This window comes from Enterobacter sp. E1 (assembly GCF_016809815.1).
GTDB lineage: Bacteria > Pseudomonadota > Gammaproteobacteria > Enterobacterales > Enterobacteriaceae > Enterobacter > Enterobacter adelaidei.
The window spans coordinates 258308-283521 of record NZ_JAFBJM010000001.1 but is presented as its reverse complement, the minus strand read 5'-3'; the positions used below and the strand labels follow the sequence as shown (position 1 = coordinate 283521).

General features: G+C 53.4%; 25 protein-coding genes. 21 read left to right on the top strand and 4 right to left on the bottom strand.

Annotated features, from left to right (window positions below; genetic code table 11):
- Positions 1-47 precede the first annotated feature (47 nt).
- The 20 genes from plsX to JGF26_RS01335 all read left to right on the top strand — a co-directional run bounded on the left by plsX (position 48) and on the right by JGF26_RS01335 (position 17923).
- On the top strand, positions 48-1082 hold the full coding sequence (gene plsX, locus JGF26_RS01430; RefSeq protein ID WP_108090219.1) for a phosphate acyltransferase PlsX: 1035 nt from the start codon (positions 48-50) through the stop codon (positions 1080-1082).
- Between the two features lie 6 nt (positions 1083-1088).
- Positions 1089-2042, top strand: a complete 954-nt coding sequence (locus JGF26_RS01425; RefSeq protein ID WP_028019050.1) for a beta-ketoacyl-ACP synthase III — start codon at positions 1089-1091, stop codon at positions 2040-2042.
- 15 nt (positions 2043-2057) lie between these two features.
- Complete coding sequence (gene fabD / locus JGF26_RS01420) at positions 2058-2987, top strand: ACP S-malonyltransferase (RefSeq protein ID WP_134707536.1); 930 nt, start codon at positions 2058-2060, stop codon at positions 2985-2987.
- Between the two features lie 12 nt (positions 2988-2999).
- Positions 3000-3734, top strand: a complete 735-nt coding sequence (fabG, locus tag JGF26_RS01415) for a 3-oxoacyl-ACP reductase FabG (RefSeq protein WP_028019048.1) — start codon at positions 3000-3002, stop codon at positions 3732-3734.
- Between the two features lie 154 nt (positions 3735-3888).
- Positions 3889-4125: an acyl carrier protein gene (gene acpP / locus JGF26_RS01410; protein ID WP_003857954.1), complete on the top strand. Its 237-nt coding sequence runs from the start codon at positions 3889-3891 to the stop codon at positions 4123-4125.
- An 89-nt stretch (positions 4126-4214) separates the two neighbouring features.
- Positions 4215-5456: a beta-ketoacyl-ACP synthase II gene (fabF, locus tag JGF26_RS01405; RefSeq protein WP_008500794.1), complete on the top strand. Its 1242-nt coding sequence runs from the start codon at positions 4215-4217 to the stop codon at positions 5454-5456.
- Positions 5457-5575: 119 nt separating this feature from the next.
- On the top strand, positions 5576-6391 hold the full coding sequence (gene pabC, locus JGF26_RS01400) for an aminodeoxychorismate lyase (protein ID WP_134707537.1): 816 nt from the start codon (positions 5576-5578) through the stop codon (positions 6389-6391).
- A complete protein-coding gene (gene yceG / locus JGF26_RS01395; RefSeq protein WP_134707538.1) occupies positions 6388-7410 on the top strand; it encodes a cell division protein YceG in 1023 nt (340 codons plus the stop codon). Before pabC ends, yceG begins: the two co-directional genes overlap by 4 nt.
- Positions 7400-8041, top strand: a complete 642-nt coding sequence (tmk, locus tag JGF26_RS01390; protein ID WP_028019045.1) for a dTMP kinase — start codon at positions 7400-7402, stop codon at positions 8039-8041. Before yceG ends, tmk begins: the two co-directional genes overlap by 11 nt.
- Positions 8038-9042 carry a DNA polymerase III subunit delta' gene (gene holB / locus JGF26_RS01385; RefSeq protein WP_028019044.1) on the top strand — a complete coding sequence of 335 codons (1005 nt, stop codon included), beginning with the start codon at positions 8038-8040 and terminating at the stop codon, positions 9040-9042. The genes tmk and holB overlap by 4 nt, the downstream gene beginning before the upstream one ends.
- A gap of 10 nt (positions 9043-9052) precedes the next feature.
- Entirely contained in the window at positions 9053-9847 is a 795-nt protein-coding gene (locus tag JGF26_RS01380; RefSeq protein ID WP_134707539.1) for a metal-dependent hydrolase, read from the top strand.
- Positions 9848-10144: 297 nt separating this feature from the next.
- The gene (gene ptsG / locus JGF26_RS01375) at positions 10145-11578 is read left to right on the top strand and encodes a PTS glucose transporter subunit IIBC (protein ID WP_108090213.1); all 1434 of its coding nucleotides are present in this window, start codon (positions 10145-10147) and stop codon (positions 11576-11578) included.
- Between the two features lie 256 nt (positions 11579-11834).
- Positions 11835-12194 (top strand): purine nucleoside phosphoramidase, encoded by a 360-nt coding sequence (gene hinT / locus JGF26_RS01370; protein ID WP_028019040.1) that lies wholly within the window; start codon positions 11835-11837, stop codon positions 12192-12194.
- Position 12195: 1 nt separating this feature from the next.
- Positions 12196-12570 carry a YcfL family protein gene (locus tag JGF26_RS01365; protein ID WP_028019039.1) on the top strand — a complete coding sequence of 125 codons (375 nt, stop codon included), beginning with the start codon at positions 12196-12198 and terminating at the stop codon, positions 12568-12570.
- Between the two features lie 10 nt (positions 12571-12580).
- Positions 12581-13228 (top strand): penicillin-binding protein activator LpoB, encoded by a 648-nt coding sequence (gene lpoB, locus JGF26_RS01360; protein ID WP_028019038.1) that lies wholly within the window; start codon positions 12581-12583, stop codon positions 13226-13228.
- Positions 13209-14033, top strand: a complete 825-nt coding sequence (gene thiK, locus JGF26_RS01355; RefSeq protein ID WP_134707540.1) for a thiamine kinase — start codon at positions 13209-13211, stop codon at positions 14031-14033. Before lpoB ends, thiK begins: the two co-directional genes overlap by 20 nt.
- An 11-nt stretch (positions 14034-14044) precedes the next feature.
- Entirely contained in the window at positions 14045-15070 is a 1026-nt protein-coding gene (gene nagZ / locus JGF26_RS01350) for a beta-N-acetylhexosaminidase (protein WP_134707541.1), read from the top strand.
- Between the two features lie 34 nt (positions 15071-15104).
- Positions 15105-15647 (top strand): alpha/beta hydrolase YcfP, encoded by a 543-nt coding sequence (gene ycfP / locus JGF26_RS01345; RefSeq protein ID WP_028019035.1) that lies wholly within the window; start codon positions 15105-15107, stop codon positions 15645-15647.
- Between the two features lie 238 nt (positions 15648-15885).
- A complete protein-coding gene (locus JGF26_RS01340) occupies positions 15886-17190 on the top strand; it encodes an NAD(P)/FAD-dependent oxidoreductase (protein WP_028019034.1) in 1305 nt (434 codons plus the stop codon).
- A 193-nt stretch (positions 17191-17383) separates the two neighbouring features.
- Positions 17384-17923, top strand: coding sequence for a glycine zipper 2TM domain-containing protein (locus JGF26_RS01335; RefSeq protein WP_008500779.1), 540 nt, complete (start codon positions 17384-17386; stop codon positions 17921-17923).
- A 59-nt stretch (positions 17924-17982) separates the two neighbouring features.
- On the opposite strand, the gene JGF26_RS01330 is transcribed toward JGF26_RS01335, so the two are convergent.
- Positions 17983-18618: a TetR/AcrR family transcriptional regulator gene (locus JGF26_RS01330; RefSeq protein ID WP_134707542.1), complete on the bottom strand. Its 636-nt coding sequence runs from the start codon at positions 18616-18618 to the stop codon at positions 17983-17985.
- A gap of 244 nt (positions 18619-18862) precedes the next feature.
- On the opposite strand from JGF26_RS01330, the gene bhsA reads away from it, so the two are divergent.
- The gene (gene bhsA, locus JGF26_RS01325; RefSeq protein WP_008500777.1) at positions 18863-19120 is read left to right on the top strand and encodes a multiple stress resistance protein BhsA; all 258 of its coding nucleotides are present in this window, start codon (positions 18863-18865) and stop codon (positions 19118-19120) included.
- A gap of 77 nt (positions 19121-19197) precedes the next feature.
- Here the strand turns inward: bhsA and JGF26_RS01320 are convergent, their stop codons facing one another.
- The 3 genes from JGF26_RS01320 to JGF26_RS01310 form a co-directional block, all read right to left on the bottom strand.
- Entirely contained in the window at positions 19198-20163 is a 966-nt protein-coding gene (locus JGF26_RS01320) for a L,D-transpeptidase family protein (RefSeq protein WP_134707543.1), read from the bottom strand.
- Positions 20164-20300: 137 nt separating this feature from the next.
- Positions 20301-23747, bottom strand: a complete 3447-nt coding sequence (gene mfd / locus JGF26_RS01315; RefSeq protein WP_134707544.1) for a transcription-repair coupling factor — start codon at positions 23745-23747, stop codon at positions 20301-20303.
- A 147-nt stretch (positions 23748-23894) separates the two neighbouring features.
- Positions 23895-24968: an acyltransferase family protein gene (locus tag JGF26_RS01310; protein WP_128348414.1), complete on the bottom strand. Its 1074-nt coding sequence runs from the start codon at positions 24966-24968 to the stop codon at positions 23895-23897.
- Between the last annotated feature and the right edge of the window lie 246 nt (positions 24969-25214).

The following is a 25214-nucleotide window of genomic DNA, read 5'->3' as shown; positions in this document are numbered from 1 at the left end:
TTCCCCGTGCAAACGGGGAATTTACCGAACCAGGCTGCGACGATACCTTGACACGTCTAACCCTGGCGTTAGATGTCATGGGGGGAGATTTTGGCCCTTCTGTGACAGTGCCTGCAGCATTGCAGGCACTGAATTCTAATTCGCAACTCACACTTCTTTTAGTCGGCAATCCCGACACAATCACGCCATTACTTGCAAAAGCTGACTTTGAACAACGTTCGCGTCTGCAGATTATTCCTGCGCAGTCAGTTATTGCCAGTGATGCCCGGCCCTCGCAGGCGATTCGCAATAGCCGTGGTAGCTCAATGCGGATGGCGCTTGAGCTGGTGAAAGAAGGGCGAGCGCAGGCTTGCGTCAGTGCGGGAAATACCGGTGCGCTGATGGGGCTGTCGAAATTGTTGCTCAAGCCTATTGAGGGTATTGAGCGCCCGGCGCTGGTGACGGTATTACCGCATCAACAGAAGGGCAAGACAGTGGTGCTCGATTTGGGCGCTAATGTCGACTGTGATAGTACAATGCTGGCTCAGTTTGCCGTGATGGGTTCGGTGCTGGCAGAAGAAGTGGTCGGGATCAACAATCCCCGTGTTGCGTTACTGAACATTGGTGAAGAAGAGACCAAAGGCCTGGACAGCATTCGCGAAGCTGCAGAATTGCTCAAACAGGTTCCTTCCATCAACTATATTGGTTATCTCGAAGCCAATGAGTTGCTGACGGGTAAAACGGATGTTCTGGTGTGCGATGGCTTCACCGGAAACGTAACGTTAAAAACCATGGAAGGGGTCGTGCGCATGTTTCTTTCTCTGCTGAAATCTCAAGGAGAAGGCAAAAAAAGCGCCTGGTGGTTGATTTTATTGAAGCGTTGGTTACAAAAAAGCCTGACGCGGCGATTCAGTCACCTCAACCCCGACCAGTATAATGGCGCCTGTCTGTTAGGATTGCGCGGCATCGTGATTAAGAGTCATGGCGCCGCCAATCAGCGAGCATTTTCTGTCGCCATTGAACAGGCAGTGCAGGCGGTGCAGCGACAAGTCCCTCAGCGGATTGCCGCTCGCCTGGAATCTGTATTAGCTAAAAGTGACTGAGCGTACATGTATACGAAGATTTTAGGTACCGGCAGCTACCTGCCAAAACAAGTGCGTACCAACGCCGATCTGGAAAAAATGGTAGATACGTCTGACGAGTGGATTGTCACGCGCACAGGTATCCGTGAACGTCGTATCGCCGCGCCAGACGAAACCGTGTCCACCATGGGTTACGAAGCCGCACAGCGTGCTATCGAAATGGCGGGCATCGATAAAGAAGAGATTGGCCTGATCGTGGTCGCCACGACGTCAGCCACGCATGCTTTCCCAAGCGCGGCGTGCCAGGTGCAAAACATGCTCGGCATTAAGGGCTGTCCGGCGTTTGACGTCGCTGCTGCGTGTGCAGGTTTCACCTATGCCCTGAGCGTTGCCGATCAGTATGTAAAATCCGGTGCCGTGAAATATGCGCTGGTCATTGGCGCTGACGTGCTGGCGCGTACCTGCGATCCAACCGATCGCGGTACGATCATTATTTTTGGTGATGGTGCGGGTGCGGTACTGCTGGGCCAGTCCGAAGAGCCGGGCATCATCTCCACGCATCTGCATGCCGATGGAAGCTACGGTGAATTGCTGACGCTGCCTAACGCCGATCGCGTTAACCCGGATAACTCCATTTACCTGACAATGGCGGGTAATGAAGTCTTCAAGGTAGCGGTGACTGAGCTTGCGCACATTGTTGACGAGACGCTGGAAGCCAATAACCTTGAACGCACTGCACTCGACTGGCTGGTGCCGCATCAGGCGAACCTGCGAATCATCAGCGCGACCGCTAAAAAGCTGGGCATGTCGATGGATAACGTTGTGGTGACGCTGGATCGTCACGGCAACACCTCTGCGGCATCGGTACCGTGCGCATTTGATGAAGCGGTACGTGATGGACGAATTAAACGGGGCCAACTGGTCTTGCTTGAAGCCTTCGGTGGTGGGTTCACCTGGGGTTCCGCGCTGGTTCGTTTCTAGGATAAGGAATAAAAAATGACGCAATTTGCTTTTGTGTTCCCGGGCCAGGGATCTCAAACCGTTGGGATGTTGTCTGAAATGGCAGCAAACTATCCGGTAATTGAAGAGACTTTCCGTGAAGCTTCAGATGCACTGGGTTATGATCTGTGGGCACTGACTCAACAGGGGCCGGCTGAAGAACTGAACAAAACCTGGCAGACTCAGCCAGCGCTGCTGACTGCATCCGTTGCGCTGTGGCGTGTCTGGCAGCAGCAGGGCGGTAAAGCGCCAGCGCTGCTCGCGGGTCACAGCCTGGGTGAATACTCTGCGCTGGTGTGTGCCGGTGTGATCGCGTTTAGTGATGCGGTACGTCTGGTGGAGCTGCGCGGTAAATTCATGCAGGAAGCTGTACCAGAAGGCACGGGTGGCATGTCTGCCATCATCGGCCTTGATGATGCCGCCATTGCGAAAGCCTGTGAAGAAGCAGCCGAAGGTCAGGTCGTTTCTCCGGTTAACTTCAACTCGCCGGGCCAGGTGGTTATCGCCGGTCATAAAGAAGCGGTTGAACGTGCGGGTGCTGCCTGTAAAGCCGCGGGCGCGAAGCGTGCTCTGCCACTGCCAGTGAGCGTGCCGTCACACTGTGCGCTGATGAAGCCTGCTGCCGACAAACTGGCGGTTGAGCTGAAAAAAATTACGTTTAACGCACCGACAATTTCCGTTGTGAATAACGTCGATGTGAAATGCGAAACAGCGCCGGACGCCATCCGTGACGCGTTGATTCGCCAGCTCTACAGCCCGGTACAGTGGACCAAAACCGTTGAGTTTATGGCGTCACAGGGCGTTGAGCATCTGTATGAAGTCGGTCCAGGTAAAGTCCTCACCGGTCTGACAAAACGTATTGTTGACACCCTGACAGCTTCGGCGATTAACGAGCCAGAAGCGATGTCAGCGGCACTCTCGCAATAAAAGAGGAATACCATGAGTTTTGAAGGAAAAATCGCCCTGGTGACGGGTGCAAGCCGCGGTATCGGGCGTGCAATTGCTGAAACACTGGTTGCGCGCGGCGCGAAAGTGATTGGTACAGCAACCAGCGAGAATGGCGCTCAGGCCATCAGCGAATATCTGGGTGCAAACGGTAAAGGTCTGGTACTGAATGTGACTGAACCTGCATCCATCGAATCTGTTCTGGAAAATATTCGCGCAGAGTTCGGCGAAGTGGATATTCTGGTAAACAATGCCGGGATCACTCGTGATAACCTGTTAATGCGAATGAAAGACGACGAGTGGAACGATATTATCGAAACCAACCTGTCATCTGTATTCCGTCTGTCAAAAGCGGTAATGCGCGCTATGATGAAAAAGCGTCATGGTCGTATTATCACTGTTGGTTCTGTGGTTGGTACCATGGGAAATGCTGGTCAGGCTAACTACGCTGCGGCGAAAGCAGGTCTGATTGGTTTCAGTAAGTCGCTGGCGCGTGAAGTCGCGTCTCGCGGTATTACTGTGAACGTTGTTGCTCCGGGCTTTATTGAAACGGACATGACGCGTGCGCTGACTGAAGAACAGCGTGCGGGTACACTGGCAGCAGTTCCTGCAGGTCGCTTAGGTGACCCTAAAGAAATTGCCAGTGCGGTTGCATTTTTAGCCTCTGACGAAGCGGGTTACATCACTGGTGAGACCCTCCACGTCAACGGCGGGATGTACATGGTTTAATCACGATGAAAAATATTTGCGTTATTGTAGGGATTGGCCTCAAAATAACGTAAAATCGTGGTAAGAACTGCCGGGATTTAGTTGCAAATTTTTCAACATTTTATACACTACGAAAACCATCGCGAAAGCGAGTTTTGATAGGAAATTTAAGAGTATGAGCACTATCGAAGAACGCGTTAAGAAAATTATCGGCGAACAGCTTGGCGTTAAGCAGGAAGAAGTTGTGAACTCCGCTTCCTTCGTTGAAGACCTGGGCGCAGATTCTCTTGACACCGTTGAGCTGGTAATGGCTCTGGAAGAAGAGTTTGATACTGAGATTCCGGACGAAGAAGCTGAGAAAATCACCACCGTTCAGGCTGCCATTGATTACATCAACGGTCACCAGGCGTAAGTGAACATCTCCAGGCGGTCATTCGACCGCCTGAGTTTTATCTTTTTTGTCCCACGAATCCCTTTTTTATCCCTCCCTGGAGGACAAACGTGTCTAAGCGTCGTGTAGTTGTGACCGGACTTGGCATGTTGTCTCCTGTCGGCAATACCGTAGAGTCCACCTGGAAAGCTCTCCTTGCCGGTCAGAGCGGCATCAGCCTAATCGACCATTTCGATACTAGCGCCTATGCAACGAAATTTGCTGGCTTAGTAAAGGATTTTAACTGTGAAGAGATCATCTCGCGTAAAGAACAGCGCAAGATGGATGCCTTCATTCAATATGGAATTGTCGCTGGCGTTCAGGCCATGCAGGATTCTGGTCTTGAAATTACGGAAGAGAACGCAACCCGTATCGGTGCCGCTATTGGCTCCGGAATTGGCGGTCTTGGCCTGATTGAGGAAAACCATACATCTCTGATGAATGGTGGCCCGCGTAAGATCAGCCCGTTCTTTGTTCCGTCCACGATTGTTAACATGGTGGCGGGTCATCTGACCATCATGTTTGGCCTGCGTGGGCCAAGCATTTCTATCGCGACCGCATGTACGTCCGGCGTGCATAACATCGGCCAGGCCGCGCGTATCATTGCGTACGGCGATGCAGATGCTATGGTTGCGGGTGGTGCTGAAAAAGCCAGTACCCCGCTGGGTGTTGGTGGTTTCGGTGCCGCGCGTGCGCTGTCTACCCGCAACGATAATCCTCAGGCGGCAAGCCGTCCGTGGGATAAAGACCGTGATGGTTTCGTACTGGGTGATGGTGCGGGTATGCTCGTGCTGGAAGAGTACGAACATGCTAAAAAACGCGGCGCGAAAATTTATGCTGAAGTCGTTGGCTTTGGTATGAGTAGCGATGCTTACCACATGACGTCGCCTCCAGAGAACGGCGCAGGTGCTGCGCTGGCTATGGAGAACGCGATTCGTGACGCGGGTATTACCCCGGCACAAATTGGCTACGTAAACGCGCACGGTACTTCTACGCCAGCAGGCGATAAAGCGGAAGCTCAGGCTGTTAAGTCTATCTTCGGCGAGTCTGCCAGCCGCGTACTGGTGAGCTCCACGAAATCCATGACCGGCCACCTGTTGGGCGCGGCGGGTGCAGTAGAGTCTATCTACTCCATTCTTGCCCTGCGCGATCAGGCTGTTCCGCCAACCATCAACCTGGATAACCCGGATGAAGGTTGCGATCTGGACTTCGTTCCTCACGAAGCGCGCCAGGTCAGTGGCATGGAGTACACCCTGTGTAACTCCTTCGGCTTTGGTGGTACGAATGGTTCCCTGATTTTTAAAAAGGTCTGAGCCTGACTGCCTGATGGCGATAAAAAGGTCCGCTTGTCGGACCTTTTTTATTCGGTTTTATCCCCTTGTCCGATGTTATTCACCTTGCCAGACTGTACGACCACGCATAAGGAGCCAGTATGTTTCTAATCAATGGCCTTGAGCAGGACACGCTGCCTGCAAGCGACAGGGCGACTCAGTTTGGTGACGGCTGCTTCACCACGGCGCGCATTCATCATGGCGATGTCTGTTTCCTTGCAGAGCATATCCGACGATTGCGGGGGGCCTGTGAAAAACTGCTGATCCCTTTCACGGACTGGGACACACTTGCCGGCGAGATGGCTCAACGGGCAAAAGGGCATTCCAGCGGCGTGCTGAAAGTGATCATCAGCCGTGGTAGTGGTGGCCGGGGTTACAGTGGCGCGAGCTGCCAGCATCCGGTGCGGATCCTCTCCGTTTCTGCATATCCTTCACATTATGAACGTTGGCGTCATGACGGTATCACGCTTGAATTAAGCCCGGTACGCCTTGGGCGAAACCCTGCACTAGCCGGAATAAAACATCTTAACCGTCTTGAGCAGGTCTTGATTCGTGCTCATCTTGACCAGTCAGACGCAGACGAGGCGCTGGTCCTTGACAGCGAAGGGTTCATTACTGAATGCTGTGCGGCTAATTTATTCTGGCGGCAGGGCAGCGATGTCTTTACGCCGAAGCTTGATCAGGCTGGCGTAAATGGCATTATGCGCCAGTTTTGTCTACAGCAACTGGCACACTCTGGTTTTCGCGTTGTCGAAGTTAACGCAGCTGAGAATGCGCTGATAACAGCAGAAGAGGTCGTTGTCTGTAATGCGTTAATGCCAGTTGTACCTGTTCGCGCCTGCGGCCAACATCGCTGGTCATCGCGCGAGCTGTATCATTTTTTAGCCCCGTTATGTGAGCAAACCAGAACGTCATGAAGAAAATGTTGCGCTTTATCCTGCTCCTGGTTGTTGTGCTGGCTATTGCTGGCGGAGTCGGAGTGTGGAAGGTTCGTCAGCTGGCGGACAGCAAGCTTCTGATCAAAGAAGAGACAATATTTACCCTTAAAGCAGGAACCGGACGTCTGGCGCTGGGTGAACAGCTTTACAGCGATAAAATCATTAACCGTCCGCGTGTCTTCCAGTGGTTATTGCGTATCGAACCCGAGCTGTCGCATTTCAAAGCCGGTACCTATCGTTTTACACCTGGCATGACCGTCAGAGACATGCTGCAACTGCTGGAAAGCGGTAAAGAGGCTCAATTCCCGCTGCGTTTTGTGGAAGGGATGCGCCTGAGCGATTATCTCAAACAGCTGCGTGACGCGCCGTATATCAAACATACGTTAAAAGACGATAGCTATCAGACGGTGGCTGACGCGCTGAAGTTTGAACACCCGGAATGGGTGGAAGGCTGGTTCTGGCCAGACACCTGGATGTACACGGCAGGCACCACCGATGTGGCGATTTTGAAGCGGGCACATAAAAAAATGGTCACCGCGGTGGATTCCGCCTGGGAAGGGCGAATGGAAGGGCTGCCATATAAAGATCAAAACCAGTTTGTCACGATGGCCTCAATCATAGAGAAAGAGACGGCCGTCGCGGCCGAGCGCGATCGGGTTGCATCGGTGTTTATCAACCGTCTGCGCATCGGTATGCGTCTGCAAACCGACCCTACTGTCATCTACGGCATGGGAGAGAGTTATGCGGGTAAGATCTCGAGAAAAGATCTTGAGACGGCAACGGCGTATAATACCTACGTGATTAGCGGGTTACCGCCAGGCCCGATTGCCACACCAAGTGAAGCTTCTCTGCGTGCGGCCGCACATCCGGCTAAAACACCGTATCTCTATTTTGTGGCTGATGGAAAAGGGGGGCATACCTTTAACACCAACCTTGCCAGCCATAATCGCTCTGTTCAGGACTATCTGAAGGCACTTAAGGAAAAAAATGCGCAGTAAATATATTGTCATTGAGGGACTCGAAGGGGCGGGTAAAACCACCGCTCGCAACGTGGTGGTTGATACACTCAACGCGCTCGGCGTTGCGGACATGGTCTTTACCCGCGAGCCGGGCGGTACGCAACTGGCTGAGAAGTTGCGTAGCCTGGTGCTGGATATTAAATCCGTTGGCGATGAAGTTATCACGGACAAAGCTGAAGTTTTGATGTTTTACGCTGCGCGCGTACAGTTGGTTGAGACGGTAATCAAACCCGCGCTGGCCGCTGGCAAGTGGGTAATCGGCGACCGTCACGATCTGTCTACTCAGGCGTATCAGGGGGGGGGGCGTGGTATTGACCAGACGATGCTGGCCACGCTGCGTAATGCCGTGCTCGGTGATTTTCGTCCCGATTTGACGCTCTATCTGGATGTGACCCCGGAAGTGGGGCTGAAACGTGCCCGTGCGCGCGGTGAACTGGACCGTATTGAGCAGGAATCTCTCGACTTCTTTAACCGCACTCGTGCGCGTTATCTGGAGCTGGCAGCGCAGGATAGTTCTATTCGCACTATTGATGCGACCCAATCTCTGGAAGAGGTTACCCGCTCTATTCAGCAAACCGTGACGCAGTGGCTTCGGGAGCAGCAGGCATGAAATGGTATCCATGGTTGCGCCCACACTTTGAACAGCTGATCAGCAGCTATCAGGCGGGTCGGGGGCATCATGCGTTACTGATTCAGGCGTTGCCAGGGATGGGGGATGATGCGTTGATTTATGCCATCACCCGTTTTCTGATGTGCCAGCAACCGGAAGGGCACAAGAGCTGTGGTAAATGCCGTGGCTGTCAGCTGATGCAGGCGGGCACGCATCCTGACTACTACACGCTTGAGCCTGAGAAGGGCAAAAACACGCTGGGTATTGATGCCGTGCGTGAAGTCAGTGAAAAATTGTACGAACACGCGCGACTGGGCGGCGCAAAAGTGGTCTGGCTTAAAGACGCCACACTGCTTACTGAGGCGGCAGCGAACGCACTCTTGAAAACCCTGGAAGAGCCGCCGGAAAAAACGTGGTTCTTCCTCTCTTGCCGTGACCCGGGACGATTACTGGCGACGCTGCGCAGTCGTTGTCGGCTTCATCACCTTGCAGTGCCTCAGGAATCGTGGGCGTTAAGCTGGCTGGAGCGAGAGGTGACAACGTCACAAAATGGTGCGCTGGCCGCATTGCGTCTGAGCAGCGGTGCGCCTGCTGCAGCTCTGGCACTGCTGCAACCTGATGTCTGGTCGCAGCGAGAGACGCTCTGTAAGGCAGTCGACTCTTCACTCAACAGCCATGACTGGCTAAGTTTGCTGCCTGCACTGAATAGCGATCAGGCCGTTGAACGTCTGCACTGGCTGGCCTCCTTACTTCTGGATGCACTCAAGATCCAGCAAGGTGCAATGCTGCTGACCAACCTGGATGTGTGGCCGCTGGTGAACACACTGGCAAACCGCCTCTCAGGTACGGTTCTGCACGCTATCCTTCATGAGGTTTGCCAGAGCCGTGAACAGCTTTTGACAGTCACTGGTCTTAATCGCGAGCTGTTACTGACCGACCAGTTACTGCGTATTGAACATTACCTGCAACCAGGCATCACACCGCCTGTTTCCCATCTCTGAGAGAGACATTATGTTTTTAGTCGACTCACACTGCCATCTTGATGGCCTGGATTATCAATCTCTGCATAAAAACGTCGATGACGTGCTGGCGAAAGCCGCCGCCCGCGATGTGAAATTCTGTCTTGCGGTAGCAACCACGCTGCCGGGCTACCGCTCCATGCGCGAGTTGGTGGGCGTTCGCGATAACGTGGTGTTCTCCTGTGGCGTGCATCCGTTGAATCAGGACGAGGCGTACGACGTTGAGGACTTACGTCGTCTGGCGGCGGAAGAGGGTGTTGTCGCGATGGGTGAGACAGGGCTGGACTATTTCTACACACCTGAAACTAAATCTTGCCAGCAGGAGTCCTTCCGTCATCATATCCGCATTGGCCGCGAACTTAACAAGCCGGTCATTGTTCATACCCGCGATGCGCGTGCCGATACGCTGGCGATCCTCCGGGAAGAAAACGTGACGGATTGTGGTGGCGTACTACACTGTTTCACAGAAGACAGAGAAACGGCGGGCAAACTGCTTGATTTGGGGTTTTATATTTCGTTTTCTGGGATCGTGACGTTCCGTAATGCAGAGCAGCTCCGTGATGCTGCGCGTTATGTTCCGCTCGATCGCATTCTGGTGGAAACAGACTCTCCTTATCTGGCACCGGTACCGCATCGCGGTAAAGAGAACCAGCCAGCCATGACGAGAGATGTAGCTGAGTACATGGCCGTGCTTAAAGGTGTCAGTATTGAAGAGCTGGCCCGCGTCACGACCGAAAACTTCTCTACGCTGTTCCATATCGACCCCGCCCGCCTGCAATCTGTTTGATACACCTGTTTTTTTTAGGCTCGTAATTAATAAATAAAACGAGTAAAGTTCACCGCCTCATTTGGGGCGGTGAGGGTGTTTTTAGACACATCCAGACATGCTTTTTGTAAATAACTGAAAGTTTTTCGACCGCCTTAAGCTGAAACGTGATAGCCGTCAAACAAACCCAGAGGGAATTATTTTACTCTGTGTAATAAATAAAGGGCGCTTAGATGTCCCGTCCACGGCACGGTACTCCCCCCGGGCCAATGCGTGAAAGCGTAAAAAAAGCACAAATACTCAGGAGCACTCTCAATTATGTTTAAGAATGCATTTGCTAACCTGCAAAAGGTCGGTAAATCGCTGATGCTGCCAGTATCCGTACTGCCTATCGCAGGTATCCTGCTGGGTGTCGGTTCTGCAAACTTCAGCTGGCTGCCAGCCGTAGTATCCCATGTGATGGCCGAAGCAGGCGGTTCTGTCTTTGCTAACATGCCTCTGATCTTCGCGATCGGTGTGGCTCTGGGCTTCACTAATAACGACGGCGTTTCTGCGCTGGCAGCAGTTGTGGCCTACGGCATCATGGTGAAAACCATGGCTGTGGTTGCACCACTGGTTCTGCACTTACCTGCAGAAGAGATCGCTGCGAAACACCTGGCTGATACCGGTGTTCTGGGCGGTATCATCTCCGGTGCGATTGCGGCCTATATGTTTAACCGCTTCTATCGCATCAAGCTGCCTGAGTATCTGGGCTTCTTCGCGGGCAAGCGTTTCGTTCCGATCATCTCTGGTCTGGCAGCGATTTTCACTGGCGTGATCTTGTCCTTCATCTGGCCACCAATTGGTTCCGCGATTCAGGCATTCTCTCAGTGGGCGGCCTACCAGAACCCCGTTGTTGCGTTCGGTATCTACGGCTTCGTTGAACGCTGCCTGGTACCATTCGGTCTGCACCACATCTGGAACGTACCTTTCCAGATGCAGATTGGTGAATACACCAACGCGGCAGGCCAGGTATTCCACGGTGATATCCCACGCTACATGGCGGGTGACCCAACTGCAGGTAAACTGTCAGGTGGCTTCCTGTTCAAAATGTACGGTCTGCCAGCTGCCGCGATTGCTATCTGGCACTCTGCTAAGCCAGAGAACCGTGCAAAAGTGGGTGGTATCATGATCTCCGCAGCGTTGACCTCGTTCCTGACCGGTATCACCGAGCCGATCGAGTTCTCCTTCATGTTCGTTGCACCGATCCTGTACGTTATCCACGCGATTCTGGCGGGTCTGGCGTTCCCAATCTGTATCCTGCTGGGTATGCGTGACGGTACGTCCTTCTCTCACGGCCTGATCGACTTCATCGTTCTGTCCGGTAACAGCAGCAAACTGTGGCTGTTCCCAATCGTTGGTGCGTGCTATGCCGTTGTTTACTACACCATCTTCCGTGTGCTGATCAAAGCACTGGACCTGAAAACTCCAGGTCGTGAAGATGCAACAGAAGACAGCAAAGCAGGTGCAACCAGCGAAATGGCTCCGGCACTGGTTGCCGCGTTCGGCGGTAAAGAGAACATCACTAACCTGGACGCGTGCATCACCCGTCTGCGTGTGAGCGTTGCCGACGTCGCGAAAGTAGACCAGCCTGGCCTGAAAAAACTGGGTGCAGCAGGTGTTGTTGTGGCTGGTTCTGGTGTTCAGGCAATCTTCGGTACTAAATCCGATAACCTGAAAACCGAAATGGATGAGTACATCCGCGGCCACTAAGTTGTGACCAGGGGAGACTAAGGCAGCCGAATGGCTGCCTTTTTTATTGGTGCGGAATATGTCTTAAAAAACGTCTCTAAGGCGCGCAAGCGGTCACTCTTCATACAGCAGATGAACATTCGGGAAAGAAATCGGGGGAGAAGGTTGAAAGGACAGGAGAAACTCGCTCATACTCTTGCGTTATGTCACACGATCGTTGAGAGAGTGTGTTAACAGCGGATGCACCACGTCAGACTAAACACAAAAGGAAAAGGTCATGGCTGAAGAAACAATTTTCAGTAAAATTATCCGTCGCGAAATTCCTTCGGATATCGTCTATCAGGATGAACTGGTGACGGCTTTCCGGGACATTTCCCCTCAGGCACCGACTCACATCCTCATCATTCCTAATATTCTGATTCCAACCGTAAACGACGTAAAAGCCGAGCACGAACTGGCGTTAGGTCGTATGCTGACGGTGGCCGCGAAAATTGCTGAACAGGAAGGGATTGCTGAAGACGGCTACCGCCTGATCATGAACTGTAATCGTCATGGCGGCCAGGAAGTTTATCATATTCACATGCATCTGCTGGGTGGACGTCCTCTGGGACCGATGCTGGCACATAAAGGTCTTTGACATGCTTAAAGGGCGTATTGCAGCGCTGATACTGATGGTGATGATTGCGGGGTGCAGCTCGCGTCCGGCGATCCCCGTGAGTGATGAACAGACGCTGGTGATGGAATCTTCTGTGCTTGCTGCGGGCATCACGGCGCAACAACCTGCGTTGACCATCAGTGAAATCAACTCTTCTGCTTCCTCTACGCTCTTTAATGAAAGACATGAGCCTGTGACGGTTCATTACCGTTTTTTCTGGTATGACGTAAGAGGTCTTGAAATGCACCCGCTGGAGGCGCCGCGCAGCGTCACGATTCCGGCAAGATCGTCGGTAACGCTCTATGGCAGCGCCAACTATCTGGGTGCACATAAGGTGAGACTTTATCTTTATCTGTAAGGGGTGAACCTTGATTAAAAATATGAGCCGTTATGCGCTCGTGACAGCTTTTGCTTTATTCCTCGCAGGGTGTGTGACCCGTACTGAGCAGCCTGCGCCTGTGGAAGAAGCTAAACCCGGGACTGAGCAGCCGACACAACCCACGCAGCCGGAGCCAACCGTGCCGTCTGTACCGTCAATCCCGTCGCAGCCGGGCCCGATTGAACATCCGGATCAGACGTCACAACCAGCGCCACGCGTGCGTCATTATGACTGGAACGGTGCGATGCAGCCGATGGTGGGAAAAATGCTGCAGGCTCAAGGCGTGACGGCAGGCAGTGTGTTGCTGGTGGATAGCGTGAACAACCGTACCAACGGTTCACTGAACGCGGGTGAAGCGACAGAGACGCTGCGCAATGCTCTGGCAAACAACGGTAAGTTTACGCTGGTCTCGGCTCAGCAGCTCGCGGTGGCTAAACAGCAACTGGGCCTGTCACCACAGGATAGTCTCGGTACCCGTAGCAAGGCGATCGGTATTGCCCGTAACGTAGGTGCACAGTACGTGTTGTACTCTAACGCCACCGGGAATGTGAATACGCCAGCTCTGCAGATGCAATTGATGCTGGTTCAGACAGGCGAAATTATCTGGTCAGGTAAAGGTGCCGTTACGCAGCAGTGAATTTACGCGTGAAGAGATCCTGACGCGTTATTTTCCCCAGTATCGCCTTATCGCGCCGCAGGCCCAATCCGGGCTTGGCGGCGCGAGTTGCATTATAGAGCGAGACGAACAACGGTTGGTATTGCGGCAGAACCATGATCCTTTCGCACCTGCTTCCCATTTTCGTCGTCAGTTTCGCGCCCTGAAGCGTCTTCCGTCGGATCTTGTGCCTGAACCCTGTTTTTTCCGGCAGGGCTGGATGGCTGTTGGGTATCTGGCGGGTGAGGTCAAAAGCGAGCTCCCGGACACCCCTGTGCTTGCGGCTATGTTGTATCATTTGCACCAGCAGCCGCGTCTGGGGTGGCGAATCGCACTGCTTCCATTGCTTGAGCACTACTGGCAGCAAGCCCTGCCAGACAGACGTACCCCAATGTGGCTTGCACATCTTAAACGGCTGCGTAAAGCGGGTGAGCCACAGCCGATGCGGCTCTCTCCGTTGCATATGGATGTACATATCGGGAACATTGTTCATACGTCAGCAGGAGCCAGGCTTATCGACTGGGAATATGCCGGAGACGGCGATGTTGCGCTTGAGCTGGCGGCAGTCTGGACAGAGAGTGAAGCCGCGCGGCAAAACCTCGTCCGAGACTACGCCAGGATGGCACATTTTGATGTTGAAGTGCTTGCGCGTCAGGTCAGGCGGTGGCGACCGTGGGTTGTGATGCTGATGGCTGGCTGGTTTGAAATGCGTTTGCAGCAGTCCAGAGACAAACAATTTATTGCGCTGGCAGACGATGCCTGGCGTCAGTTACAAACTAAAGGATAAGAGAGGTTGGTGTGGGTCCAGTCATGTTGGATGTAGAAGGGTTTGAACTGGATGCGGAAGAGCGTGAGATTCTGGCGCATCCGCAGGTGGGTGGTCTGATCCTGTTTACCCGCAACTATCACGATCCGGCACAGCTGCGTGAACTGGTGCGTCAGATCCGCGACGCATCGCGCAATCATCTGGTGGTGGCCGTCGATCAGGAAGGTGGACGCGTGCAGCGTTTTCGCGAAGGTTTTACCCGTCTGCCAGCAGCCCAGTCTTTTGCTGCACTGCTGGGTACAGATGAGGGGGGAATACTGGCGCAGGAAGCTGGCTGGCTGATGGCCAGTGAAATGATTGCCATGGATATCGACATTAGTTTTGCCCCGGTTCTGGACGTGGGACATATCAGCGCTGCCATTGGTGAACGCTCATATCATGAAGATCCACGTATTGCGCTGGCGATGGCGACCCGGTTTATCGACGGCATGCACGATGCGGGAATGAAAACCACCGGGAAACACTTCCCGGGCCACGGTGCAGTGACCGCGGACTCGCACAAAGAAACTCCGCGCGATCCGCGCCCGGAAGCGGAAATTCGAGCCAAAGATATGTCGGTGTTCCGCTCGCTTATCACCGATAACAAGCTGGACGCCATTATGCCAGCGCACGTGATTTACAGCGACGTCGACCCGCGTCCTGCCAGCGGCTCTCCGCACTGGCTGAAAACCGTTCTGCGTCAGGAGTTGGGGTTCAATGGCGTGATTTTCTCAGACGACTTGTCGATGGAAGGGGCCGCGATTATGGGCAGCTATGCGGAACGCGGTCAGGCGTCGCTGGATGCAGGTTGCGATATGATCCTGGTCTGCAATAATCGTAAAGGTGCCGTTAGCGTGCTGGATAACCTGTCGCCGATCAATGCACAGCGTGTTACACAATTGTATCATAAAGGTTCATTTAGCCGTCAGGAGTTGATGGATTCGGCCCGCTGGAAGGCGGTCAACGCCCGGCTTGAAGACCTGAATGAGCGCTGGCAGGCACATAAAGCCAGCCTGTAAACCCTCCCGGAAGGCGTAGCGTGGTGAGAAGACAATGATCATCTATTTACACGGTTTTGACTCAAACAGCCCTGGTAATCATGAGAAGGTGTTGCAACTGCAGTTTATTGATCCGGATGTTCGGCTGATCAGTTACAGCACGCGCCATCCGAAGCATGACATGCAACATCTTCTCAAAGAAGTGGACAAGATGTTGCAGCTCAACGTCGATGACCGTCCGTTGATTTGCGGTGTAGGACTGGGCGGCTACTGGGCGGAACGCATTGGCTTCCTGTGCGACATCCGCCAGGTGGTGTTCAATCCTAACCTTTTCCCGAACGAGAATATGGAAGGCAAAATTGACCGTCCGGAAGAGTACGTCGATATTGCGACCAAGTGCGTCAGCAATTTTCGTGAGAAAAACCGCGACCGCTGTCTGGTGATCCTTTCACGTAAAGATGAGGCGCTCAACAGCCATCGGGCTGCTGAACTGCTGCATCATTACTATGAAATTGTCTGGGACGAAGAACAGACGCACAAATTCAAAAACATCTCACCGCACCTGCAGCGTATCAAAGCGTTTAAAACGCTGGGTTAACCTCTCATCCGCAGGCACCAAAGCCCGGCCGCGAAAGCGTACCGGGCTTTCTTTTTGACCAGAATTGTCTACTTTTAAGCCATCAAAACTTGATGCATATCAATTTTGGTATGACCAATGCGCCTGACGTGGTATTCTCAATGCACCTGAATGGTTTCAGTGATGTAACCTGTTGTTAATTAAGGGTTATTTTTATAACTTTTAATTAACAATTGGTTAATAATTTGAGGGGGTCACGTTGACTACGCCATTGAAAAAGATAGTGATTGTAGGCGGTGGTGCTGGCGGGCTGGAGCTGGCTACACAGCTGGGCAAGAAGCTGGGTCGCGGTAAAAAAGCCAAAATTACGCTGGTAGATCGTAACCACAGCCACCTGTGGAAACCGTTGCTGCACGAAGTGGCAACCGGTTCTCTGGATGAGGGTGTAGATGCGCTCAGCTATCTGGCGCACGCGCGCAACCATCATTTCCAGTTCCAGCTGGGCTCGGTGGTGGATATCAACCGTGAAAGCAAAACCATCACCCTGGCAGAGCTGCGCGATGAAAAAGGGGAGCTGCTGGTTCCTGAGCGTAAACTGGCGTATGACACGCTGGTCATGGCGCTGGGCAGTACCTCCAACGACTTCAACACGCCAGGCGTGAAAGAGCACTGTATCTTCCTCGATAACCCGCACCAGGCGCGTCGTTTCCATCAGGAAATGCTGAACCTGTTCCTGAAGTACACCAGCAATTTGGGTGCGAACGGTAAAGTTAATATCGCCATTGTCGGCGGTGGTGCGACGGGCGTAGAGCTGTCTGCGGAACTGCACAATGCGGTGAAACAGCTGCACAGCTACGGTTACAAAGGGTTAACCAACGAAGCGCTGAACGTCACGCTGGTTGAAGCCGGTGAGCGCATTCTGCCTGCGCTGCCGCCACGTATTTCCGGTGCGGCGCACAATGAGCTCACCAAACTGGGCGTGCGGGTGCTGACGCAGACGATGGTGACCAGCGCAGACGAAGGTGGCTTGCACACCAAGGACGGCGAATACATCAAAGCGGATCTGATGGTCTGGGCAGCGGGTATCAAAGCACCTGACTTTATGAAAGATATCGGCGGCCTGGAAACGAACCGCATTAACCAGCTGGTGACGGAGCCGACGCTGCAAACTACACGTGATCCTGAAATTTTTGCTATCGGTGACTGTGCTTCCTGCGCGCGTCCTGAAGGTGGATTCGTGCCGCCGCGCGCCCAGGCTGCTCACCAGATGGCAAGCCTGGTGCTGCACAACATTCTGGCGCAGTACAAAGGCAAGCCATTGAAAGGCTATGTCTATAAAGACCACGGTTCTCTGGTATCGCTGTCAAACTTCTCTACCGTCGGCAGCCTGATGGGCAACCTGATGCGTGGCTCAATGATGGTAGAAGGGCGCATTGCCCGCTTCGTGTATATCTCCCTGTACCGTATGCACCAGATTGCGCTGCACGGCTACTTCAAAACCGGGCTGATGATGCTGGTGGGCAGAATCAACCGTGTGATCCGTCCGCGTCTTAAGCTGCACTAATCTTTCACTCCCTCCGGGTCCTCCGGAGGGAGTTTTTAGCATATCATGCTGCTCATCATAGATTGAGTGCTTAAGAGTTCTCCTAAATACAATATATCTCCTCTCAACGCCCCTTTTTTGATCCTTTATCTTATTGGCGAAGCCTTGTCTCCATTGCAAAATTGTTACCAATAGCAACAAAGGAGGAAGTCCCGTGAATAAATCAATGTTGGCGGGTATAGGGATTGGCGTCGCGGCTGCGTTAGGTGTGGCTGCCGTTGCCAGTCTCAACGTATTAGATCGCGGCCCGCAGTATGCACAGGTGGTTTCTGCTACACCGATTAAAGAAACCGTGAAAACCCCTCGTCAGGAGTGCCGCAACGTCTCCGTGACGCACCGTCGTCCGGTACAGGATGAAAACCGCATTGCCGGTTCTGTTCTGGGTGCGGTAGCGGGGGGCGTAATTGGTCACCAGTTTGGTGGTGGTCGGGGTAAAGATGTGGCGACCGTGGTCGGCGCGCTGGGCGGCGGCTATGCCGGTAACCAGGTGCAGGGCGCGATGCAGGATAATGATACCTACACTACGACTCAGCAACGCTGTAAAACCGTCTATGACAAGTCGGAAAAAATGCTGGGTTATGACGTGACGTACAAAATTGGCGATCAGCAGGGCAAAATCCGCATGGATAAAGATCCTGGCACACAAATTCCACTGGATGGAAATGGTCAGCTGGTTCTGAATAACAAAGTGTAAAAAAGATGTTCTCTGAATTTAGCTCCTCATGCGCTCAGGCTGAGGAGCTTTTTTTTGCTTCAGATTTTGAGTAGTTCAGGCCACAGTCGTAGGGTGGTATCGGTAATACTCTGCAGTTTTTCCAGCGTTGCGCCTTCACGTGCGCTTATCGACATCCCCTGCAAAATACAGCTCAGGTATTGCGCCAGTATCTGAGGATTGCAATGCGCGGGAATTTCACCACGCTGCTGACGCTGTGCCAGAAACGCACTTAGCGTCTCCTCCTGCATGGCATGACGCGACTTCACCGTTTTAGCGATCTCTTTAGAGGACGCCGCAAGGGTGGCAGAGGTGTTAATCATAAAGCAGCCCGCAGGCGTATCTTTACTGCTGAAGCAAGTGGCGACGCTAGTGAAAAAGTCCCGTAGCGCCTGTTCAACGCTTTTCTCTTCACAAAAAAGTTGGGCTTCGTGCTTCGCTGCAAAGCGCGAAATGTATCTGTCCAGCACTGCCCTGAACAGCCCCTCTTTATTGGTAAATTCGGCATACAGCGTCGGCGCTTTGGCTCCGGTAGCTTCTACCAGATCGGAAAGCGAAGTTGCTTCATACCCATGTTGCCAGAAGAGAGTCATGGCCTTATCAAGCGCTGCATCCCTGTCAAACACTTTTGGTCGGCCACGGCTTTTCTTCGCACAACTCGTGACATCGGTTGTCATTTGCCGTTGGTCCTCTGTTGGTTTGGTGAATGACCATTATAAAAATAAACGCAACCCACCACCAGTGCAGAATGCTTAAAAATAAATTAATCATATACGTATGAAAAATAACGACTTTAAAAATAAGTTAATGCTCGTTATAAAATTATGTTGACGCGTGACCTGGATCACATTTATCATTTACCTATCGATCGTTAACTAAATGATTAACGACCTCCAAATTCATCTGCTAAAGGTAAACATCATGAAAAACGTAAAAACCCTCATCGCTGCCGCAGTCCTGAGTTCACTTTCATTCGCAAGCTTTGCAGCTGTACAGGTGCAATCCACCCCTGTAGATCAGCATAAAGTTGGCACTATCTCTGCGTCTGCCGGTACTAACCTGGGCTCCCTGGAAGATCAGCTGGCGCAAAAAGCACAAGAGATGGGTGCAAAATCTTACCGCATCACCTCTGTTACCGGTCCTAACACGCTGCACGGCACTGCTGTTATCTACAAATAAGCCCGGCTGAACCCTCATTTATGCCACTGCAATAAAAAACGCCCTGCATGAGCAGGGCGTTTTTCTTATCTGTGCGTTTACATCGCCTGTGAAGCGACGTTGTGATGTCGGGTGACATCGGTTGGCATCCCTGACCGGGCCTCCATTGCGCGCTCCATGACTACGCCATCGGTGCTGGTATTCGTTTTAAAACTTACCATTGCGGCATTCAGGTTAATGGGCAATGTCTGCGGGTCATCGCCGATGTTTTTCGATAATGGCTGGTGAATTTCTACCAGTCGCACGCCACCCGGCTCTTCCGAGACTTTAATCGGCGTATTGATAATATTCACCTTGGTTCCCGGTGTGATGACGTTGAAAAGCGTCTTGATATCGTCATCACGCAGACGAATACAGCCGGAGCTGACGCGCATGCCGATGCCAAAGTCTGCATTCGTTCCATGCAACAGATAGACACCACCGTAAGCCGCCAGGCGAATCGCGTGGTGACCCATTGGGTTGTCAGGTCCTGCCGGGACAACAACCGGAAGGTCGATGCCCTGTGCTTTATAACGGGCACGAATATTAGCCGTGGGTGTCCAGGTTGGGTTAGCGCGCTTATCTGATACTGTGGTAACCATCGTTGGCGTCAGGGTATCACCGCCCAACTGACCAATACCGATAGGGTAGACAGTAACTTCATTCTTACCCGGTGGGTAATAGTAGAGACGTAACTCTGCCAGATTTATGACGATCCCCTCGCGCGGGGCGTCCGGCAGGATTGTTTGCAACGGGATGGTGAGTACGCTGCCCGCACGCGGTACATAAGGGTCCACGCCAGGGTTCGCCTGAAGAAGCGCCAGAAAACCGACGTTATATTTTTTAGCAATCGCTTCCAGTGAGCCACCATTGTTTTCAACCACATGAAAGCGGTTTTCCCCCACGACCTTGCTGCCCGGTGGTGGAAGTGGCCAGGTGTTTGCACGGGCAGGAAGCGCAACCGCGACGGTGGCTGCCAGCGCAAACAATGTTATCCAGCGAGTAAAACGCGAAGAGGTCATCATTACCATAGTCCATATAAATATTAAGGTTATTGTTTTATAAGGCGTTAATGATAATTATGGCGAATGGGTGTGTCGGGAAGATCGGGTGAAGTGCAAAGTGTTTGTAAATTCTCCCCCCGCTAGAGGGGGAGAATGGGTTAAGCGATCGCGTTCTCTTCCAGTTGACGCATAAAGTGACGCACCCAATCCATGCGGGTTTTGCGTTCCGTTAGCTCCTGGGTAAATTTCAGGCGCGTTGGACCATCCAGACGGAAATGTTGCGGCTGCATTTGCAGCAGACCGATCAGCCACATCGGGTTGACGTGGTTCTTCTCGGCAAATTCAATCACGCCACCTTTTTCATTCCCTTCGAGCTTCCGAATACCGAGCTTCTGCGCCTGCTGACGCAGGCGTGCGATGTCCAGCAGATTTCTCGCAGGGTCTGGCAGCAGGCCGAAGCGGTCGATCAGCTCAACCTTAATCTCTTCCAGTTCGTTCTCACTCTTCGCACTGGCGATGCGTTTATAGAACGACAGCCGGGTATTTACATCCGGAATGAAATCATCCGGCAGCAGGGAAGGCATACGCAATTCAACCTCGGTCTGCTGGCTGGTGAGATCTTCCAGCGACGGCTCGCGTCCGGCCTTCAGGGCATCGACCGCGTTTTCCAGCAATTCCATATACAGGGAGAAGCCGATGGTCTCCATGGAGCCGCTCTGGTCTTCACCCAGCAGTTCGCCGGCACCACGGATCTCCAGGTCGTGTGTTGCCAGCGCAAAGCCTGCGCCAAGATCTTCCAGGGAGGCGATCGCTTCCAGACGCTTTTGGGCATCGGTGGTCATCGCTTTCGGATGCGGCGTTAACAACCAGGCGTAGGCCTGATGGTGTGAACGCCCGACGCGGCCGCGCAGCTGGTGGAGTTGCGCCAGACCAAAGTGATCGGCTCGTTCGATGATGATGGTATTCGCCGTCGGAATATCGATCCCGGTTTCAATGATGGTGGTACACACCAGGACGTTAAAGCGCTGGTGGTGGAAGTCGTTCATCACCCTTTCCAGCTCGCGCTCACGCATCTGCCCGTGACCGATAGCAATGCGCGCTTCCGGTACCAGCTCCGCCAGCCTGTCCGCCGCTTTCTGGATATTTTCCACATCATTGTATAAGTAATAGACCTGACCTCCGCGCAGTACTTCACGCAGAATCGCCTCACGTACCACCAGATTATCGTACTCGCGGACAAAGGTTTTCACCGCCAGACGACGCGCCGGTGGGGTGGCAATAATGGACAGGTCGCGCATGCCGCTCATCGCCATGTTCAGGGTTCGCGGGATTGGCGTTGCGGTCAGGGTGAGGATATCGACATCGGCACGCATCGCTTTGATGCGCTCTTTATGACGTACCCCAAAGCGGTGCTCTTCATCGACGATCAGCAGCCCCAGGTCTTTCCACTTCACGTCGCTTTGCAGCAGCTTGTGGGTGCCGATCAGAATATCGATTTTGCCTTCACTTGCCTGTTCGAGGATCTGCGTCTGCTCTTTGGTGCTGCGAAAACGCGAGAGCATCTCAATACGTACCGGCCAGTTGGCGAAACGGTCGCGGAAGTTGTCGAAGTGCTGCTGAGCGAGCAGGGTGGTTGGCACCAGTACCGCTACCTGCTTGTTGTTTTCAACCGCAAGGAAGGCGGCGCGCATCGCCACTTCGGTTTTGCCGAAGCCTACGTCGCCACAGACTAAGCGGTCCATTGCCAGTGGCTGACACATGTCGCTCAGCACGGCGTTAATGGCCTGGGCCTGATCTGGCGTGGTTTCAAACGGGAAGCTGTCGCAGAACAGTTGATACTGTTCTTTATCATGTTTAAAGGCGAAGCCCTCTTTGGCCGCGCGTTGTGCATAGATATCCAGCAGCTCAGCCGCCACGTCACGCACTTTTTCCGCTGCTTTCTGGCGCGCGCGTGCCCAGGCATCGCCACCCAGCTTATGCAATGGCGCATTCTCTTCTGCGCCACCCGCGTAGCGGCTGATCAGATGCAGGGAAGAGACCGGAACATACAGTTTGGCGTCGTTCGCGTAGGTCAGCATCAGGTATTCACCTTTGATACCGCCTGCTTCTAGCGTGGTCATTCCCTGGTAACGCCCGACGCCATGCTCCAGGTGAACAATCGGCTGGCCCGGGTGTAGCTCGGCCAGGTTGCGAATCAGCGTGTCCGGGTTGATGGTACGACGGCTGTCCTGACGGCGACGTGCGACGCGCTCACCCAGCAGGTCGCTTTCACAAATCAGCGCCAGGTTATTGAGCGTATCAATAAACCCATGTTCGGCGGCGCCAATCATCAGATAACGACCGTTTCCGGTGGCTTCGCTCAGACGCAGGATACGCTTCGGCGCCACTTTAATGCGCCCCAGCAGCTCCCCGAGTGCTTCGCGACGGCCTTCACTTTCAACCGAGAACACCACCGGGCCGGTAAAGGATTCCAGAAACTTCCGCAGATTATCCAGCGGTGATTTCTGCTGCGCCTGAACGGCCAGATCTGGCAACGTCTGAAACGCGAGGTTGGTATTGGCGGCTTTGGCGGCAAGCGAATCGGTTTTAAGCTGCATACGCGGCCAACGCTTCAGCTCGGCGTTGAGTTCATCGGTTCGCAGCCAGAGCGCCTCCGGGGGCAACAGCGGGCGCATCGGGTCAACGCCGCGGCTTTCAAAGCGGGCGCGGGTTTCGTTTTCAAAGCGGCTGGCGCTGGCGTCGATATCTCCGGTGTTAACAATCAGCGTATTTGCCGGGAAGTAGCTAAACAGCGGAGGCAGGGGTTCATTGAAGAACAGCGGTTGCCAGTACTCAATACCTGCGGGCAGCGTACCTTTGCTGACCTGCTGATAAATATGTTCGGCATCGCGTTTGACGTCGAATTTATCGCGCCACTGGCTGCGGAACAGTTCGATAGCGGTTTTGTCCGTCGGGAACTCGTGGGCGGGCAGTAAATTGATAGATTCCACTTCTTCCAGCGTACGCTGCGTGTCAGCGTCAAACACGCGCAGGCTGTCGATTTCATCATCGAAAAAGTCCAGGCGATACGGTTGGTCACTCCCCATTGGATAGAGATCGAGTAACGCACCGCGCGTGGCGTATTCTCCGTGTTCCATCACCTGATCAACATGGCGATATCCGGCGCTGTCCAGCTGCACGCGCAGGGTGTCGCGGGACAGGCGCTGACCTTTTTTCATCACCAGCGCGTGACCGTGCAGATAGCTGTGCGGACAGACGCGCTGCATCAGGGTATTCACCGGTACAATCAGCACGCCACGCTGCATGGTCGGGAGTTGATACAGCGTCGACAAACGCGAGGAGATGATCTCCTGATGTGGGGAGAAGCTGTCATAGGGCAGCGTTTCCCAGTCGGCCAGGCTGAACACCAGGCTATCGGTGAACTGGCGAATTTCGTCGTGCAGACGCAGGGCGTTTTGCATGTCCGGGGCAACCAGAATTACCGGGCCAGGATGACGCTCAGCGATTTCCGCTACCAGCGTGGCGCACGCCGCGCCCGTGAGTTCACCCAGCTGGCGCTGGTCACCCGCTTTGACAGGCAAGGAATAACGATAGTGTTCAGGCATGGCTATGTCAGAGTCTCTTATGGATATACCAACAGTATTGGGGCATATCACTGATACGCAATGTCTTTATTATCCTCGATCGTTTTGTATAAGCAAACCAGAACCGCACAGGGGGAAAATTCGCCCCAGCAGGGGCGAAGAGAGCCATCAACGGGAGGATGGCGACAGGCTCAGCGTTGACGGAGGGGAGAAGAAAACGTCCCCGAACAGCGCGGTGGAGAGTTTACGCACCCCGAGCCCGGCAAGTGTACAGATAAGCAGGCTGGCAAACGGGTAGATCAGAAGCAGACCCAACTCCGCCCAGACCGGCCACAAGGCACTATTCATCTCGCCAATCAGGAACAGGCTAAAGGCCTCGATTAAGATGCGGTGGGTGGTATAAATCGCGATCGTGTTTGAGCCAATCACGTTCAGCAAGTTGTCAGGATGCACGGCATAACGCTGCTCAAGGTTATAAAAAAGCTTCATGATCAACACAATCGACAACACAGAGAGCAGTAGCGGGACGTTAGCAAACCACAGCACCACGGAGACGGCGGCGAAAGCGCCAGTTGCCAGCCAGATGCGGCGCAGGTTGAGGCTTTTCATCCACGCCATCATCTCTGCGCCATACCACGCCCCGAGGCTGTAGTAGATCATGTTGCGTACCACGCTGTTCATCCCCCACCACGGTAGCGGCAGGAAGTTGATCGCGATACTTGCCAGCGCCAGCAGCCCCAGTACCGGCAGCTTCCATCGGCTCAGCAGTTTACACAGCGTGAAGTACACCACCAGAGCATACAGATACCAGAGGCTGGTGCTGGCGGTGAGCATCCCCAGCACAAATCCTGAGAGCGAGTCGGCGTAGGCCGCATTCGATGATGTGGCGAGTTCACGCTCGGGTGCCAGCCAGGCATTCATATGGGTCAGCGCCTGCCATTGCAGGATGCCCCACAGCGCCAGGACCCAGACAATGCTCCAGATCCGTTTGTCGAGACTGGTTCGCCAGTCCACCTCAGCAATATAACGACGGATCAGATAGCCGGAGATAAAGAAGAAGACCGGCATTCGGAACGGAGCGAGATAGAGGTTAAAATAGACCCAGCATTTGGCGAGAAGGCCGGAGAGCGGGTGTTGCAGCCCGATCAGATGCGGATAAAACGTGATAACCGAATGGTAAATAACCACCAGGCAGATACACAGCCCTTTTATCTGGTTAATCCATAATGCTTTTTGCTTCATTGTTCGCCACTACCTTATTGCCATAAACGAACGAGCAATTGTTGTTAAACGACGCCTGGATGTAACGGGTAACAGTCTGTATCAGGAGCTTTTTCGGAAAAGGTGGAGGTTACAAGGCGAGTATTCAGACAATAGCACTCTGATTTATCTGAATTTTTCGGAAAAATGATTACCAAAGCTTACTGTTTCAGTCATTTACGCTTAGCGGATTCGCTTATATACTCGTGGGTCTGCTATCAGCAAACA